This is a genomic window from Microbacterium sp. Be9 (assembly GCF_011754135.1).
Taxonomy (GTDB): domain Bacteria; phylum Actinomycetota; class Actinomycetes; order Actinomycetales; family Microbacteriaceae; genus Microbacterium; species Microbacterium maritypicum_A.
The window spans coordinates 70,532-86,082 of record NZ_WNWT01000006.1 but is presented as its reverse complement, the minus strand read 5'-3'; the positions used below and the strand labels follow the sequence as shown (position 1 = coordinate 86,082).

The 15,551-nt window shown below is 65.5% G+C and carries 15 protein-coding genes and 1 tRNA gene; 4 read left to right on the top strand and 12 right to left on the bottom strand.

The annotated features are described in order from the left end of the window. Positions 1-37 precede the first annotated feature (37 nt). Genes GLO27_RS11260 through GLO27_RS11235 form a run of 6 tightly spaced genes read right to left on the bottom strand, consistent with a single transcriptional unit; the run spans position 38 to position 7,161 of the window. Positions 38-1,774 (bottom strand): protein kinase, encoded by a 1,737-nt coding sequence (locus GLO27_RS11260; protein WP_031208170.1) that lies wholly within the window; start codon positions 1,772-1,774, stop codon positions 38-40. Then, entirely contained in the window at positions 1,771-3,225 is a 1,455-nt protein-coding gene (locus GLO27_RS11255; protein WP_029268158.1) for a penicillin-binding transpeptidase domain-containing protein, read from the bottom strand. Before GLO27_RS11255 ends, GLO27_RS11260 begins: the two co-directional genes overlap by 4 nt. Before the next feature lies 1 nt (position 3,226). Next, positions 3,227-4,612, bottom strand: coding sequence for an FtsW/RodA/SpoVE family cell cycle protein (locus tag GLO27_RS11250; protein WP_021201358.1), 1,386 nt, complete (start codon positions 4,610-4,612; stop codon positions 3,227-3,229). Next, entirely contained in the window at positions 4,609-5,910 is a 1,302-nt protein-coding gene (locus GLO27_RS11245) for a PP2C family serine/threonine-protein phosphatase (protein WP_021201357.1), read from the bottom strand. The genes GLO27_RS11250 and GLO27_RS11245 overlap by 4 nt, the downstream gene beginning before the upstream one ends. Positions 5,911-5,917: 7 nt before the next feature. Beyond that, positions 5,918-6,439: an FHA domain-containing protein gene (locus tag GLO27_RS11240; RefSeq protein WP_167254953.1), complete on the bottom strand. Its 522-nt coding sequence runs from the start codon at positions 6,437-6,439 to the stop codon at positions 5,918-5,920. Then, positions 6,436-7,161, bottom strand: a complete 726-nt coding sequence (locus GLO27_RS11235) for a DUF3662 and FHA domain-containing protein (protein ID WP_031208169.1) — start codon at positions 7,159-7,161, stop codon at positions 6,436-6,438. Before GLO27_RS11235 ends, GLO27_RS11240 begins: the two co-directional genes overlap by 4 nt. Before the next feature lie 144 nt (positions 7,162-7,305). On the opposite strand from GLO27_RS11235, the gene GLO27_RS11230 reads away from it, so the two are divergent. Then, positions 7,306-7,388: transfer RNA gene (locus GLO27_RS11230), tRNA-Leu, on the top strand. Positions 7,389-7,598: 210 nt separating this feature from the next. Here the strand turns inward: GLO27_RS11230 and GLO27_RS11225 are convergent. After that, positions 7,599-8,414 carry a hypothetical protein gene (locus tag GLO27_RS11225; protein ID WP_167254951.1) on the bottom strand — a complete coding sequence of 272 codons (816 nt, stop codon included), beginning with the start codon at positions 8,412-8,414 and terminating at the stop codon, positions 7,599-7,601. A gap of 205 nt (positions 8,415-8,619) precedes the next feature. Between GLO27_RS11225 and GLO27_RS11220 the strand changes: the two genes are divergently transcribed. Both GLO27_RS11220 and GLO27_RS11215 read left to right on the top strand, forming a co-directional pair. Further along, the gene (locus GLO27_RS11220) at positions 8,620-9,651 is read left to right on the top strand and encodes a hypothetical protein (RefSeq protein ID WP_021201353.1); all 1,032 of its coding nucleotides are present in this window, start codon (positions 8,620-8,622) and stop codon (positions 9,649-9,651) included. Between the two features lie 1,106 nt (positions 9,652-10,757). Beyond that, positions 10,758-10,937, top strand: a complete 180-nt coding sequence (locus GLO27_RS11215; RefSeq protein WP_167254949.1) for a hypothetical protein — start codon at positions 10,758-10,760, stop codon at positions 10,935-10,937. Between the two features lie 229 nt (positions 10,938-11,166). On the opposite strand, the gene GLO27_RS11210 is transcribed toward GLO27_RS11215, so the two are convergent. The 5 genes from GLO27_RS11210 to GLO27_RS11190 form a co-directional block, all read right to left on the bottom strand. Further along, the gene (locus GLO27_RS11210) at positions 11,167-11,322 is read right to left on the bottom strand and encodes a hypothetical protein (protein ID WP_167254947.1); all 156 of its coding nucleotides are present in this window, start codon (positions 11,320-11,322) and stop codon (positions 11,167-11,169) included. A gap of 13 nt (positions 11,323-11,335) precedes the next feature. Next, positions 11,336-12,283 carry a hypothetical protein gene (locus tag GLO27_RS11205; protein ID WP_167254945.1) on the bottom strand — a complete coding sequence of 316 codons (948 nt, stop codon included), beginning with the start codon at positions 12,281-12,283 and terminating at the stop codon, positions 11,336-11,338. 865 nt (positions 12,284-13,148) lie between these two features. Beyond that, the gene (locus GLO27_RS20065; protein ID WP_208323774.1) at positions 13,149-13,532 is read right to left on the bottom strand and encodes an anthrone oxygenase family protein; all 384 of its coding nucleotides are present in this window, start codon (positions 13,530-13,532) and stop codon (positions 13,149-13,151) included. Between the two features lie 325 nt (positions 13,533-13,857). Next, complete coding sequence (locus tag GLO27_RS11195) at positions 13,858-14,094, bottom strand: hypothetical protein (RefSeq protein ID WP_152525980.1); 237 nt, start codon at positions 14,092-14,094, stop codon at positions 13,858-13,860. 46 nt (positions 14,095-14,140) lie between these two features. Then, positions 14,141-14,503: a PfkB family carbohydrate kinase gene (locus GLO27_RS11190; protein WP_167254941.1), complete on the bottom strand. Its 363-nt coding sequence runs from the start codon at positions 14,501-14,503 to the stop codon at positions 14,141-14,143. A 113-nt stretch (positions 14,504-14,616) separates the two neighbouring features. On the opposite strand from GLO27_RS11190, the gene GLO27_RS11185 reads away from it, so the two are divergent. Further along, entirely contained in the window at positions 14,617-15,549 is a 933-nt protein-coding gene (locus tag GLO27_RS11185; protein ID WP_167254939.1) for a nucleoside hydrolase, read from the top strand. The last annotated feature ends 2 nt before the right edge of the window (positions 15,550-15,551 follow it).

The following is a 15,551-nucleotide window of genomic DNA, read 5'->3' as shown; positions in this document are numbered from 1 at the left end:
CCCCTGGAAACTACGCTTGCTGAACTGGAACTACAGATTACCCGTCGGTGCCGCTGTTCCCATCGCCCGGGTCGGTGGCCGCCGTGATCGTCACCGAGAGCGGCGGAGACGCGGCGGAGGTGCGCTGGTCGCCGCCGGAGCACATGCCCTGGTAGCTGACGATGAGCTGCTGTCCTGCGGCGTCGGCGATCTTCACCTGCGTGTTGCGCTGCGTCGGCTGGAAGTTCGGGCCGCCCGACACGAAGGTGCCGTTCTGGACCGACACGACGTAGCCGGAGAGAGTGGTTCCGCTGGGGCAGGTGAATCCGGTGCCCCAGGAGATGGTCACCGTCGAGCCGGCGACAGGGTTGCCCGTGATGGTCGGGGCGTCGGTCGGGGTCGGCAGACCGGCACGAGCGGCGTAGACCGTGAGTGTCATCGCCTGGGTGGTCTCCACGTTGCCGGTGGGAGCCACGCGGTAGACCTTTCCGACCTCTTCATCGCTGGGTGCCGGGTCTCCGTCGACACAGGTGATCTCGCTGTTGAAGCCGGCGCCCTTGAGCGTGGAGGTGGCCGCGCCGCAGTCCATGCCGTTCAGGTTCAGGGCGGTCACATCCACTCGCGTCACCTCCGGCGTCGGGGTGTTCGGCGGTGGAGTCGTCTGCGTCTGGGTCGGCTTGCTGCTCGGCGACCCCGTGGGGTCGGCGTCGCCGCCCTGGTTCGCGAGCATCGCCCACACCGTGCCGCCGAGCACGATCACCAGCAGCGCGATCAGAGCGATCAGCGGCCAGGTCCAGGGGCTGCGCTTCTTCTTCTTCTCCTCTTCCACGGCTTCCTCCGTGGGAAGCTGAGCGGTGGTGGGAAGGATGCGCGTGGTGCCGTCGTCGCCGGAGGCATTCAGGAGTCGGGTCGCGTCGTCGCCGCCGGCGATACCACCGGTCGCGATCGCCGGCACAGCGATGGCCGCGGAGTTCAGATCGCCCCGGCGAAGGGCCTGGGCCGCTCGTGCCACCGTCGCGGACGACGAGGGACGATCGCTGGGCTTCTTGGCGATCATCGCCATGACCAGGTTCTGCACCGGGATCGGGACGGTCGGAGGCAGGGGCGGCGGCTGCTCGTTGATCTGCGCCATCGCGATGGCCACCTGCGACTCGCCCGTGAAAGGACGCTTGCCCGCCAGGCACTCGTACGCGACGATGCCGAGCGAGTAGGTGTCGGTCGCCGGCGATGCCGGGTGACCTGACGCCTGCTCGGGCGAGAGGTACTGCACCGTGCCCATGACCTGGCCGGTCGCGGTGAGAGGCACCTGGTCGGCGATGCGGGCGATGCCGAAGTCGGTGATCTTGACGCGGCCGTCGGGCGTGATCAGCAGGTTTCCCGGCTTGATGTCGCGGTGCACGAGACCGGCCGCGTGGGCTGCCTGCAGCGCGGAAGCCGTCTGGGCGACGATGTCGAGAGTCTTGTCGGCGCTCAGCGCACCATCGCGCTCGAGCACGGTCGAGAGTGCCTCGCCCGGCACCAGTTCCATGACGAGGTAGGCGCTGCCGTTCTCCTCGCCGTAGTCGAACACGCTGGCGATGCCCTCATGGTTGACGAGAGCAGCGTGCCGCGCCTCGGCACGGAAACGCTCGAGGAACCCGGGGTCCCCCATGTACTCGTCCTTGAGGATCTTGATGGCGACGGTACGTCCGATGACGTGATCCGTCGCCTCCCATACCTCGCCCATGCCACCGATCGCGATACGCGACTGCAGCTCGTAACGACCACCGAACGACACACCCTGCGTCGGCCTCATCTGCCCAGCACCGCCTCTATGACCTTCTTCGCAATCGGAGCCGCGATGGTGTCGCCGCTCCCTGATTGTCCCTGTCCGCCGCCGTCTTCGACGACGACCGCTACTGCGACCGCGGGGTCGTTCGCCGGCGCGAAGCCGGTGAACCACAACGTGTGCGGCCTGTTTCCGTTCTCTGCGGTGCCCGTCTTACCGGCCACGTCGATCCCGTCTATTCTTGCACCCTGGGCCGCGCCCGTTGCGACGCTCGCGACCATCGCCGCGGTCACGTTGTTCGCCACATCGGCCTCCATCGCACGTCCGAACTCACTGTCCTGGAAAGCCTTGATGACCGAGAGGTCGTTGCCGATGACGGCGTCGACCATCCGCGGGTTCATCACGATGCCGTCGTTCGCCAATCCGGACGAGACCATGGCCATCTGCAGCGGGGTCGCCGTGACCTTTCCCTGACCGAATCCGGTCAGCGCGGTCTGGGCGTCGTCGAGGCCGCGCGGGTAGCTCGACGGCGTCGACGTGAGCGGCGTGTCGAACGACTGGTTGAAGCCCAGCTTGTCCGCCATCTCGCGGATGGTGTCGTCACCGAGCTCGACGGCCAGCTCGGCCATCGGGATGTTGCAGCTCAGACGGATCGCCTCGGCGATCGTGACGGTCTCACCCGGACCGCACGTGCCCCCCCAGGCGTTGGAGACGCGGTTGCTCGAACCGGGAAGGGTATACGCGATCGGGTTGGGCAGCGTGGAATCCGGAGTCCATTTGCCGGTCGCATAGGCGGCAGCCGCGACCACGACCTTGAACGTCGAGCCGGGAGGGTTCAGGTCACCGGCGATCGCCCGGTTGGACAACGGCTTGTTCGCGTCGGCGACCAGCTGATCGTAGGTCGCGTTCGCAGCGTTCGCATCATGCGTCGCCATCAGGTTGGTGTCGAAGCCGGGAGTCGAGACCATCGCGAGGATGCGTCCGGTTTTCGGGTCCATGGCCACGACCGCGCCCTTGAGGTCGCCGAGGGCTTCGTAGGCAGCCCGCTGCGCCGCGGTGTTCAGAGAGAGCTCGACGCTGTATCCGCGCTGCGGCTGGCCGGAGAGGATGCGCTCGACCTCGCCGAGGAACGCGTTCGACCCCGTGCCGGAGAGCTCGGCGTTCATGGCCTTCTCGATGCCGGTGCTCGAGCCCAAGGCGGGGTTGAAGTAGCCGGTGACCGGTTCCCACAGCGCCGCATCCGTGTAGACGCGCTGGAACTGGTACCGGTCGTCGCTCGGCACCGAGTTGGCGATCGCGACCCCGTCGACGATTATTGATCCGCGTTGGATCTCGTAGCTGTCGAGGCGCGTGCGCTTGTTGTTGCTGTTCTGGGCCAGCGCATCCGCCTCGACGACCTGGATCCAGCTGGTCGCGGCGAACAGTGCGATGAACATGAACAGCATGATGATGCTGAGGCGACGGAGTTCCTTGGTCATGTCAGCCGATCACCACCCGGGGCTGACGGCGCACACCGTCGGAGATGCGCAGCAACAGCGCCACGATGAGCCAGTTGGCCACGAGGGAGGAGCCACCCGCGGCGAGGAAAGGAGTGGTCAGACCCGTCAGCGGGATGAGGCGGGTCACGCCGCCGACCATGATGAACACCTGCAGAGCGATCGTGAACGAGAGTCCGGTGGCGAGCAGCTTTCCGAAATCGTCCTGACCCGCGAGGCCGATGCGCATGCCGCGGCTGACGAACACCATGTAGAGGCAGAGGATCGCGAACAGCCCGATCAGGCCGAGCTCTTCGCCGAGGCTGGTGATGATGTAGTCGCTGTGGGCCAGCGGGGTGACCTCGGGACGGCCCTGACCCCACCCGGTGCCCATGAGTCCGCCGCGTGCGAGGCCGAAGAGTCCCTGCATGGGCTGGTAGCCGGCGCCGTCGGGATCGACCTGGTCGGCGTCGAAGAGGAAGAGCCAGTTGATGAAGCGTCCCTGCACGTAGCTGAGGATCTGCGTCGCGAGTGCCACGCCGGCGACCACGAGGGCCAGGCCGATGAGCACCCAGCTGGTCTTCCCCGTCGCGACGTAGAGCATCGCGACGAACATCCCGAAGATCAGGGTTCCGGTTCCGAGGTCGCGCTGGAACACGATGATCCCCAGCGAGATGAGCCAGACGACGAGCACAGGTCCGAGCTCGCGCATACGGGGCCAGGTGATGCCCAGCACCCGCTTGCCGACCGATGTCAGACTCTCGCGGGTGCGCACCAGATAGCCGGCGAAGAAGATGGCCAGGCAGATCTTGGCGAGCTCGCCCGGCTGGAAGGCGAAGGCACCGCCGAGCGACACCCAGACCGCCGCATTCGCATCGGGGATGCGCAGCCCGGGGACGAACGGCAGCAGCAGGAGCAGGATTCCGGCGAGGCCGAAGATGTAGGTGTAGCGGAACAGCACGCGGTAGTTGCGCAACAGGATGACGACCGCGATCGCACCCGCGAGCGAGATCGCGGTCCACGCGAGCTGCTTGGTCGAGTAGGCGTTCCAGCCGGTGTTCTCGAAGGCGATGTCGATCCGATAGATCATCGCGATGCCGAGGCCGGTGAGGAGGGTCGCGATGGGCACGACGAACGGGTCGGCGTCGGACGCGACGAAGCGGAGCACGATATGCAGGGCGAATGCGAGGGCGGCGAGACCGCCGCCGATCGCCAGGATCATCGGGTCGATCACGCCGAGTGCGCCCAGCTGCACGAGCGTGAGGGCGGCTCCGCTGATCGCGCAGGCGAACAGCAGCAGCCAGAATTCGCGATTGCGCTGGTTCTGCGGCATCCGGATGCGCTTGAGCGCCTTGATGACGCTGGTGTCGGCGGCGACGTCGGTGCTCATCCCTCACCCCCGGCCGGCGTGTCGACAGGAGTCGGCATGGGGGTGGGCAGCGGGGTCTCGATCGTGTTCGCGTCGGCCCCGGCGCGGAGCCGGTCGACGATCGCCATCGCATCGGACAGAGATCGTGCGGTGATCGTGCGCTCGACCGAGGCGCGCTGATACGGCGGCAGATTCGCGAGGAGGATATCGGTGTCTTCGACCGGAGTCGACAACGTGATCGGCCCGATGTTCTGCTGCACGCCTTGGAAGATCACGACGCTGTCCTCGTCGGCGCCGATGAAGTAGCGCGTCTGGGTCCAGCTGTAGGCGGCGAAGGCGGCGACGCCGAGCATCACGATCACCACGAGGGCACCGGCGATCCAGCCGAGACGACGGCGCTTGGCGCGACGGCGATCCTCCTCGATCAGCTCCTCGAGGTACTCGGGAGCCGGCTCGAAGTGGCTCGGCTCGTTCGCGGCCTGGCGCACCGGGTGCAGCCAGTTGCCGCGCGGAGGTCGGACCGGAGGCACGTAGACGCCGTCGGGGTTCGATGCCGAGCCGACGATCGTGGGCGTGCCCGAGTGGATCGGATGCTGCCCGCCCACGTCGACGAGGACGATCGTGACGTTGTCGGGCGCGCCGCCGTCGAGAGCCTGCTTGAGGAGGTTGTCGGCAGTGCGGCCGGGCGCGAGGCCGAGCTGCATGGCCTTGAGGATGTGCGGTTCGTCGACCACGCCCGAGAGGCCGTCGGAGCAGAGCAGCCACCGGTCGCCTGGTTGCGTGTGCATCACGAACATGTCGAGCTCGGGATCGGAGTCCATGTCGCTGAGCACGCGCATGAGCACGGAACGGCGGGGGTGGTAGCGCGCCTCCTCCGGCGTAATGCGGCCCGAATCGACCAGACGCTGCACGAAGGTGTGGTCGGCGGTGATCTGCGTCAGTGCGTCGTCGCGGTACAGGTAGATGCGCGAGTCGCCGATGTGGCCGATCACCGCGTATTCGTCGACCATGATGATCGCGCTGACCGTGGTGCCGAGGCCGGCGAGTTCCGGGCGGTCCTTCGCGGCGCGGATCAGGTCGCCCGCTGCGGTGGTCGCGGCGGCCTGCAGCGAGGCCTGCGCGTCTTCGGTCGACGCATAGGGCTGGTCGAGGGGCTCCAGACGCTGGATCGCGATGCTGGAGGCGACGTCTCCGCCGGCGTGCCCGCCCATCCCGTCGGCGACGACGAAGAGATTCGCCCCGGAGTATCCGGAATCCTGGTTGTTGGAGCGGACCTTCCCGGTGTGGGAGATCGCGACGCTCGAGCCCTCGAAGACCATGCCGGCGTCAGGCTCGCAGCTCGAAGGTCGTGGCGCCCACCTTGATCGGGGTGCCGAGCGAGAGGGCGACGGGCGAGCCGGAGACGCGCTGGCCCGCGACGAAGGTGCCGTTGGTGGAGTCGAGATCCTGGATCGCCCAGCTGTCGCCGCGCAGCATCAGGCGCGCGTGGTGACTGGACGTGTAGTCGTCGCGAATCACGAGAGCGGACTCGCTGGAGCGGCCGATCGTGAGGGAGTCGGCGCTGAGCGGCAGCTCGAGGCCCGCTTTGGGGCCGGAGGTGATCACGAGCCGCTTGGCTGTCGCGACCGTGGCCGGACCGGTGGAAGGGCGAGCGGATGCCGGTTTCGCCACCGGTGCCGCGGGGGCTGCGACCGGCGCGGCGGCCGCTCCTGCCGCCGCCTCTGCGGGGAGCTTGCGCACCCGCACGCCGAACAGGTCGGCACGCAACGAATACACGACCCCGAACACGAAGAACCACATCAGGATGAGGAACCCGATGCGGAGCAGAAGGAGGATCAGTTCACTCACCCGAGGGCTCCGAACGCTCGGGTGGCGTCGTCGCCGCGGGGTGCAGGACGCGAGGGTGACGCGACCGGGACGACGCGGAACACCAGATCGGTGCGTCCGATCGTGATGGTGGTGTCGCTCGGGAGCGCGGCTTCGCGCAGCTTCTGGCCGTTGACCTTCGTGCCGTTGGTGGAGCCGAGGTCGCGCATCATGGCGCGCTCGCCATCCCACAGGATCTCGGCGTGCTTCCGACTCGAACCGGCGTCGGCGATCGTGATGTCGGCATCCGAGCCGCGGCCGATCACGGTGCGGGCACGGGAGATCGAATGACGACGGCCGTCGACGTCGACCACGGCCTGCCAGGTCACACGACCTTCGACCGTTCCCGAGCTCACACGCACCGTGCCGGTGGCGACCTTCTCATCGGCCTCGAGAGTGATGGCGAGCGGTCCGGAGAAGCTGTATCCCTGGGACTTGGCGTGTGTGGTGAGAAGAGCATGCAGCTCGTCGGTGAGGGCGCCGCCGAGTCCGCGCATCCGCTCCGCATCGTCGGCACTCAGCCGCACGACGAAGCTGTTGGGCGCGATGATGCGGTCGCGGCTCACGACCGCAGCCTTCGTATCGGCTTCACGCCGCAGCGCCGAAGCGATCTCCACTGGCTGGATGCCGCTGCGGAAGGTCTTGGCGAACGCGCTGTTAACTGCGCGTTCGAGACCCTTCTCAAAGCTGTCAAGTAGTCCCACTGGGCTCCTCTGGCATGCCGACTGGTAGACACATCGTAGCCAGGTGTCCTGGGGGAACGCCGCCGATGACCCTCCAAGCATGTGCAACGAGGCCGAAAACGCATGATATCTTTGGGAAGTTGAGTTCTTCGGAACGAGACACTCGCGCGAGTGGCGGAATGGTAGACGCGCTGGCTTCAGGTGCCAGTGTCCGTAAGGACGTGGGGGTTCAAGTCCCCCCTCGCGCACAGGGCGGGTTCATGAAAAGTCCATGAATCAGTTCATGAAATGCGAGTTCGGCGGTTGCCTCGGTGAAGATCGAGGCAACCGCCGCCTCATTTTCCGGCCTCCGCGGCCGATTTGTAGCCTGATCCGCGCTCGTCGCAGTTCCTTCCCACGACGAGTGGCCCCTTGAGGGGCTGCCGGTCTTGCTATTCGGTTCGGGTGAGTCTTTCCGACTACGCGGGTGGGGCGAGTGCCCCTACGGTCTCCGGTCGGACGTTCGGAAGGTCGGCGACAGTGAACTTCTTCCGGGACTTGCGGCGCTTCTTCTCTGCGGGCGTGCATTCCTCGCGGATTGCTCGCACCAGCACCCGCAGGTTGTAGGCGACAGCCATGAGCGCGGTGGCGATGGAGTGGTACGCCTCGCCTCGTCCGGGGCGCTTGGCGGCGGACTCCATGTCGGTGAATCGGGTGTGCTTGATGGACTTGTTGACGGACTCGACCTGGTTGCGCTGCCCGTAAACCGACTTCCACTGTGTTGTGCCCCACGGGTGCCGCTGTAGGTGCCGTACGACCTCCGGGTACGGGTGGATGGTCACGGAACCGCGGAGGCGGTTCTTCGAGGGTTGGATGCGCTTGCCGGTGGCGGGGTCGTAGGCCATGTAGGTTTTCGGGTCGGGATAGGTGAACCGCTGGTCACCTCGGTTGTGCTTCTTGTGAGAGATGTCGCCGTGACGCTTCATGGCATAGGGCTTGCGCGCCTCGATGGCCCACTCGACGTCCGCCTCAGTGACGGGCTTCCCGGTCTCGTCGTTCAGCTCACCCTCGTGGAACCACTTGGTCATGTACCTCAGTTCCGTAGGCATGTACTCCACGTAGAGCGCTCCATCGACGACAACGATGGGGAGACCTGGGACGGTGGCCTGAACACCGAACTGCCTCTTGCCGTAGTCGTACGCGAACTCCCATCTGTCGACGCGGCATGCCTGTGAGAAGTTCTCCGACAGCATGCCGTTGAAGGCGCGGTCCGCGGCCGCGATACCGCGCTGCACGTTGTTCCCGGAGCGTGGCGGATGGCACAGGAGACGACCTTCAAACCCTGTTGGACGCCCAGCGCGGGCGGGCTACCAACCTCGATTCGTGAGGGCCTAGGCGATGATGCTGACCGCGCCCGCGCGCCCGCGCGCTCGTGTGCGGCCCCATAGTCGACGAAGACTGTGGTCGAGGTTTCCCCCAGACCGCTGAGACAATACGTCCATGCCCGCTGATATCAACTGGTTGCTGAGCTCCATCGCTCAGGCGTCCGCAGCCATGATCGCCATCGTCGGCGGTCTCCTCGTGTCCCGGTACGTGGGCTTGCATGCTGAGCAGCAGGCGACTGGTCGGCGCTTGAAGGACTTGACGGCACGGGCGACGGGTGCGCGCAAGCGGGCGGCGCGGTACCTGCGGGAGATGCAGGAGCTAAGTGCAGCCGATCTCGTTGATAATCCTGCTGTGTTCGAGGCAATCGTCCGCTCGGAGTATGACCTGCCCACGAGCGAGGTGTTCCGCATCACCGGAGATTCCGCTCGCGACTACGAGGACGATCTAGTGCTGGGTCAGCTCCGCGCGGTGACCGTCGAGTTGCAGAAAGCGGGCGCGGCCCTTAGCAGCCTTGTGCCCAGTGGCGAGTATCACGAGGACTGGGAGACGTTTCGGATCGCGCATCCTTCTCTAACGTTCCAACACAGGAACGCGTGGGAGTGGATGTACAACACCCTCTGCGACGCGCAGCAGGAGGCGGCGGAGAATAAGCTCGAACCTCTGATGAGGGCCTTGAGGAACGTAAATGCCGTGACGTGGGGGCGTGACGATGCTCCCACGGTCCGGCTTGACACCGTCCGAAAGCGCGAGCGCCTCACGGCCCTCTACGAGGCTGCGAACGAAGAGGGTACGGCCGCGGAGAGCGAGGCGGTGCTCGCCCAGGAGGCTTACGACCTGACGCGGCAGCCGGAGGGTTTTTCGCTTGCTCTGCAGGTACTTGTGACACTGGCGATCTTGGGGATCGTGCCGTCGGTGACGTTGATGGGCTTCGGAGTCGCGACGCTGGACCTTCTACCGCGACTCATCCTCGTCGGGTTCTTCCTCGGGGGCGTCGCATTGCTCCTGCGGTTCCTCTACGTGTACGCGCGTTTCCTGCAGCAGGGCGGGAGAGCCACCCTGCCCACCAAGGTGTGGTTTGAGCTCTTCGAATCTGAGAAGCATGCGAATCACGCGGCCACGAAGGCTGCGGAGGCCGAAACCAACTAGTCAGCGGGCTGTCACCGCACGGTCTCGTGCCGCCAAAGACACGGCTGGAGATGCGAAGCGTGCTGGGACAACATCGCTTGTGCAGACGCCGAAAGGCTTGGTCAGCTATCGGTTGAAGAAGTACGTGGCCTGCACCACCCGGCTTTCGTATGACGGGCCGACTAGGTGCAGCGCATCCGAACCACGAGTCGGCGCCCTCCCCGCGGCTACTTCTGCCAGGCTGGCGCTGTGACGGACTCATTAGACATGAACCTCGGCATGGTGGCAGCGACGTGGAAGTCGGTGGAAGCCGTGGGCATCCCGGATTCTCCTGTACGGCGCATGTTGTTCGATCTGGCTGACCGTTTCCAGAACCATGGACCAAATGACGACATCGCGCTACTTCCCGGGGCGTTCACTGCCCTGATGGATGTTCTGCAGGAGCATCACGCGGACAAAACTCCACTCCAGGTGCAGGCAGAAGCGCGACGTACGACCCGTGACCTGCGAGCGAGAGGGATTAACATCCCGATATCGTCTTCCGCCACACGGTCTTCGAGCTCCCGCCGCAGACACCGAACGAGCTTGTCGTGCAGTTGGGCTACGCGGACGGCGGACGCGCTGTCCGCCGCGTGCTATCTAGCGGGTTCCCGGAGCACGAGAAGCACGCTCGGTGGGAGCCGCTGACGGATGCACAAGTCCATTACGTGCGTGCGCACCTGCCGGCGCGGCCTTAGCGGGAGGTGCGGCTGGGGCCGACTCGTCCGTGAAGCGCACCGGAGACTAGTTCGTTGTCGGTGCGCGATCTGTCAGCTCGTCACCCACGGCGGGGACGATGAGCGTTCCGTCGTGCGCGCGCAGGTACTCGATGCCCGCTCAATAGGCGGTGGGCAGGTTCTCCCACACCCACCCGTACAGGTTCTTTGCACGGCGCGCGGCTGAATAGAGCGGTGCCTTCATGCGTGGTGGATCGCCTTCGACAATGTCAAACGTGCACATGACCGTGCCGTATCCGTTGTTCAGGTGCGATGTCTGTGAGGGATTCTGAAGACCACAGTCTGCCGTGCATCCTCGATCCTCGCCAAAGGTCGCTTGACACAACAATTAGCCTGCACCACAGTGAGGGCATGAGCGCCACGAAGCGATACCTGGATGCACTCACCGAGTACGAGAACGTGAAGCGGCAACAGAATGCGGTGCGGGCCACCCCGGCCCCAGACCTCGACGATGCGATTCGGCAAGTTGATGAGGCTTTGAAAGCAGTCATCCGCGAAGAACTGAATGACCAGGCGAGTAGGGCTTACTGATGTCCGACTTTGCAGACGAGCTCAACAGCTGGGTTGCTCGGCAGGCTCAGGCTTCGGTCGAAGAGCAGGTGATTGCGATGTACGCCGAGGAGAATCCCGCGCCCGAGGGGCAGGGTGGTTCATTGTGTCGCAGGAACGTGATGGGGATGAGGTCGCGTACCGGTTCGAACTGCGGGCAGCGACCGAGTGACCGCGGTTGTCAGGGCATGACCACGATGGCGCTCTCTTCTCACTCGTCGGGCAGTAGATCACGGAGCATCGACAGGAGATCGAACGCGCCGCTGAGATGACCTCCGAAGGCGATGCCAGCGACCGTGATGATGCTGAGCAGTCTCGCCGTGGGTCCCCAGCCGGACTGAACGATGGCGCCCAGCGTGGACCACATGCCGGGCCGGACCTCAGGCTTTCGCTTCTTCCGATTGCTCATCGTTCACCACCTCTCTCGGTTTCTTTGGTTTCTTGTTGGTCTTCTTCTTTTCGGCTTCAGTCGACGTGAGCGCTGCGCTGTTGGCGTCGCGGCGCTCACGAGCCGCCTCTTGGAGGCCTTGCCGGTACTTCATGGAGAAGGGGTCGACTAGCACGTGAAGGGAGGTGAGGCGGCGGCCCTCGGCGGCGTCGGGGTCGGTGACGTAGCGGTCCTTACTAGTGAGGAATCCCTTGTCCCGCAGTTTCCTGAGGCCTTCTTCTGCGGTCGAGCGGGAGATCCCGTAGTACTTCTGCGCGCGGTCGATGGAGAGCTCTGCCCAGGGGCGACCGCTTGACTCCTTGAGCAGGATGAGCAGCACGGCGAGCTCAGGCCAGCTGAGTGTCGCATGCAGTTCCTGGGTCCAGAACTCGTCCGGGAGGACGAAGTAGACGCTGCTGCGGCTGCCGTCAGGACTCGTGTAGCCGCTACCTGAGCCGGATTCCTGAAGGGGCGTGACCTTCTTGAGGCGGTTCTCCAGCTTGCGAGTGACGAGCCTGTTCTCCTCTAGCACCTTCCACGCGTGAGAGAGCGACTGAGTTGTCCAAGTCAGGGCGTTGGGTTTGTCGGACTTCAGAAAGCGGATCCAGGTGTCCGCAGGCAGGGCTTCGTCGCTGCGGGCCAGCCAGGTCCAGTTCCTGAGCACGGCCAGGTAGAGCACAGCGGCTCGGTGATTGCGGGCGAAGGCCGGCAGCATGGCCGGCTTACTGCCGGCCCGTGCGGTCGACGGCGGCACCTGCACGAAGGCGGATCGGATCTTTGTATAGCCGCTCCGGCTACGCTTGAGGTACGTCTTCCGAGTTGAGTTCGAGTCCGCAGCGGGCGCGTCCTCGGGGAAAAGGTCCGAATCGGGCGATGTGAATGTGGGATTCGTCTTGGTCATGGGTCAAACCTAGACCCTGAGTTTCACCCAGCCGGGGGCTTCGGCAATCTTTGATTCGCTCTTCGCGGCACAATTATGACAGAGCGTTACGGTGTTGAGACAGAGTCGATACTGAGTCACGGTGCTAAGTGCTCGATTCGCCACCCGGCGCGTCCAAGGTCTAGTCCAAGTGTCGGTTCGCCGACGTTGTCGCCGCAGGATTCCTGAAAAGCAGTCTTGGCCGCGTACACAGTCATCATGGCTTTGGAGACCGCGCATAGCGGAGGAGTGACCCCTCCAGAACTGCCCGAAGGCTACGAGCATGGCACGACCCGTGCCTACGCTCACTGCCGTCCTGCGTGCGTCCAGTGCAAGGCGGCGAACTCCGCGGCCGCTGCCGCGCGCCGAGCTAAGAAGCTGGCGGAAGGCATGCCGGTTTCCGCCCACGGGGCGCCGAGTGGATACACGTTCTGGGGTTGCCGGTGCAAGCGCTGCAAGATGGTCGCCCGGACATCTTCGAAGACGCGGACACGCGTGCCGCGGGTGAAGCCGGACCTCGAGATCATGCCCGAGCAGGATCACGGAACTCGCCGCGGCTACGTCCACTGGGACTGTCCCTCGCGAACTAGAATCTCGCGCGACCTGGGCGAGGCAGATGAGGTCGTCGTATGGGCGCCACTGAAGATCACTGGACGCAGCTGGCTCGTCTAGGCCAGTCACCCGGACGAGTCCGCGGGGGTTGTCGTGGGTGCTGCGGGCCTTGGCTCTACCGAGATCGAGGATCGATCAGCGCGGGGCACGGAACCCCGGCTTAGAGCGTGCCGGCGAGAACGGCAAGCCCGAGTGCGCCAACGGACTACGCTGATCGCACGCCGTTCAGCAGGTTTCAGCGGCGCTCGAATGCGGTGCGGGCGACAGTCGGGGTCGATGTCGAGCGGTCGAGCGTGTTGTTCAGCGGGACGTTTCCGCCGACAGTCACGACGATGGCCCCAAAGAAAAAGAGAACCCCTGAGGCGATGAGCATCCATCCGCGCACATCCTCGAGGTCGAGCAGCCCTGCCCAGAAGAGCAAGAAGGGCGGTACGAAGATCGGCAGAAGGAACATCGGGTTGATGACGGCACGGTTGATCAATGTCATCGCCGTCACGAATGTCGCGTCGTCCGCGCGGCCCAGGCCAGGCATGACTCCGGTCGAGAACGCCCAGAAGGTTCCTCCGCCGAGCGCGAGGAGAACGAGGCCGATGGTGGCAAGGATGTCGGTGAGCTCCACGTAGGGCAATCTACGGCACGCATCCGACCGCGGGTTCGGATGCGGAACTTCTTGTCGCCATTCTCGAATCTCGCGAAACCCGGGCGCCTCCAGCCGCAGAGTCCGCATGTCGAAAATTCGGGCCCGGGGCTCCACCGGGATCCGGCTGCGCATCGGGCGCCTCCTTTGTGGCCGCTGTCTCCGTGACTGAGTACGCCCAGGAGTTGCTTCATCGCGTCGAGGTTGCCGCGGCTCATTCTTATACTTCGCGGAAGTATAAGAATGAGCCACGGTGGATGCTCGAACAGCCGGCGTGCCGCGGCCATGGTTCAACGTCTTCAGGTGCTCACTGGCTCCACACCCAGGCGTCGTGCCGGGCGTCACGAAGCACATCATCCAGGTGACCTGCGCGCAACTGCTCGATGGCGCTGGGCTCCACGCCGTCGCCCTCCGGTCGGGCGATCAGCCACTGGGACCACGTCCATTTGGAGTTGGTCCCGGTGGCCAGTGTCTGCAGAACTTCGCCGCTGTAGCAGGGGCCGATGATGTCGGCCGACGGGTTCCTCGCCTTGGCCAACATCATCCTTCTGCCGCATCTCGGATCTGCCGCAGGCTCGGGGTCTTCAACGTCAAGGTGCGCACGTCGAGAAACACAGGACTACCTTCTTCTCGGCGTCGGAATCCACCACGATCAGGGCCGTTCCGGTAGGTGCGTCCACGGTCCGCAGATCGGCGACGTCCACTCCGGCCCGGATCATCTCCTCTCGCGTCCAGGTCCCGTCGGCGTCATCGCCGACGGCGCCGACCATGCGCACCCGTCCCCCGAGCTTCGCGGCGGCGACGGCCTGATTCGCACCCTTCCCGCCCAGATCGCGGGAGAGTCGTCCTCCCGCCACGGTCTCACCTGCGGTGGGGAGGCGATCGACGAACGCGGTGACGTCGACGTTCGCACTGCCGACGACGACGAGAGACGGAAGAGCGGGAGTGACCATGGCAGCAGCTTTCGGATCGAGGATGCGGGATCGGAACGCCGGCATCGCAGTCGACTTGACGTTCCCGTGAGAAAGTGTAAACGTTTACGCACGCACATCTGCAAAGGAGCACCATGACCACTCCCGTCCTTCTCGACTGCGATCCGGGCCACGACGACGTCTTCGCGATCTGGCTCGCGGCCGGAAACGACGCCATCGATCTGCGCGGTGTGACGACCGTCGGCGGCAACGGCTACCTCGAGCACACGACCCGGAACGCGCGGATCGCCCTCACCGTCGCCGGGGTCGAGAACGTGCCGGTCGCCGCGGGTGCCGACAAGCCGCTCACCCGTGAGCTCACCCCGGGAGCGTGGATCCATGGGGAGAACGCCCTGGGTGGGCCCGTCCTGCCCGAGCCCACGGTGCCGCTGGACCCCCGTCACGCGGTCGAGTTCCTCGCCGACACCCTCGCCGCCTCGCCGGAGCCGATCACACTGATCCCCACCGGCCCCCTCACCAACATCGCCCTTCTGCTGCAGCAGCATCCGGAGGTCGCGCCCCAGATCAAGGAGATCATCTGGATGGGCGGCTCGACCGGCCGCGGCAACGTCGGCGCGTACCCGGAGTTCAACGCCTGGGCCGACCCGGAAGCCGCAGCGGTCGTGTTCGCCTCCGGGCTGCCGCTGACGATGGTCGGGCTCAACATCTCCCATCAGGCACTGATCACCGAAGAGGTGATCCAACGGATCGGTGCGGTCGGCAGCGAGACATCGGCCTTCGGCGTGGAGCTGCTCCGCTTCTTCTGCAGCACCTACGAGAAGGCGGAGGGGATGCCGGAAGGCCCCCTGCACGATCCCATCACGGTGGCGATCGCGATCGACCGCGCCGTCGCGTCGATCCAGCGCTGCCACGTCGACATCGAGACCACGGGCGAGTTCACGGCGGGCGCGACCTGCGTCGACCTGCACGACATGCTGGGCAAGGAGCCGAACACCGACGTCGCGATCACCCTCGACGTGCCGAAGTTCTGGAACCTGGTGACGGATGCTGTCGCGGCACTGGCCTGACG

Coding starts and splice junctions, on each gene's coding strand:
- GLO27_RS11215 (WP_167254949.1), top strand. CDS start 10,758: ATGAGCGCCACGAAGCGATACCTGGATGCACTCACCGAGTACGAGAAC.
- GLO27_RS11210 (WP_167254947.1), bottom strand. CDS start 11,322: ATGTGGTCCACGCTGGGCGCCATCGTTCAGTCCGGCTGGGGACCCACG.
- GLO27_RS11255 (WP_029268158.1), bottom strand. CDS start 3,225: ATGACCAAGGAACTCCGTCGCCTCAGCATCATCATGCTGTTCATGTTC.
- GLO27_RS11190 (WP_167254941.1), bottom strand. CDS start 14,503: ATGGTCACTCCCGCTCTTCCGTCTCTCGTCGTCGTCGGCAGTGCGAAC.
- GLO27_RS11250 (WP_021201358.1), bottom strand. CDS start 4,612: ATGAGCACCGACGTCGCCGCCGACACCAGCGTCATCAAGGCGCTCAAG.
- GLO27_RS11260 (WP_031208170.1), bottom strand. CDS start 1,774: ATGAGGCCGACGCAGGGTGTGTCGTTCGGTGGTCGTTACGAGCTGCAG.
- GLO27_RS11185 (WP_167254939.1), top strand. CDS start 14,617: ATGACCACTCCCGTCCTTCTCGACTGCGATCCGGGCCACGACGACGTC.
- GLO27_RS11245 (WP_021201357.1), bottom strand. CDS start 5,910: ATGGTCTTCGAGGGCTCGAGCGTCGCGATCTCCCACACCGGGAAGGTC.
- GLO27_RS11205 (WP_167254945.1), bottom strand. CDS start 12,283: ATGACCAAGACGAATCCCACATTCACATCGCCCGATTCGGACCTTTTC.
- GLO27_RS11195 (WP_152525980.1), bottom strand. CDS start 14,094: ATGATGTTGGCCAAGGCGAGGAACCCGTCGGCCGACATCATCGGCCCC.
- GLO27_RS11220 (WP_021201353.1), top strand. CDS start 8,620: ATGCCCGCTGATATCAACTGGTTGCTGAGCTCCATCGCTCAGGCGTCC.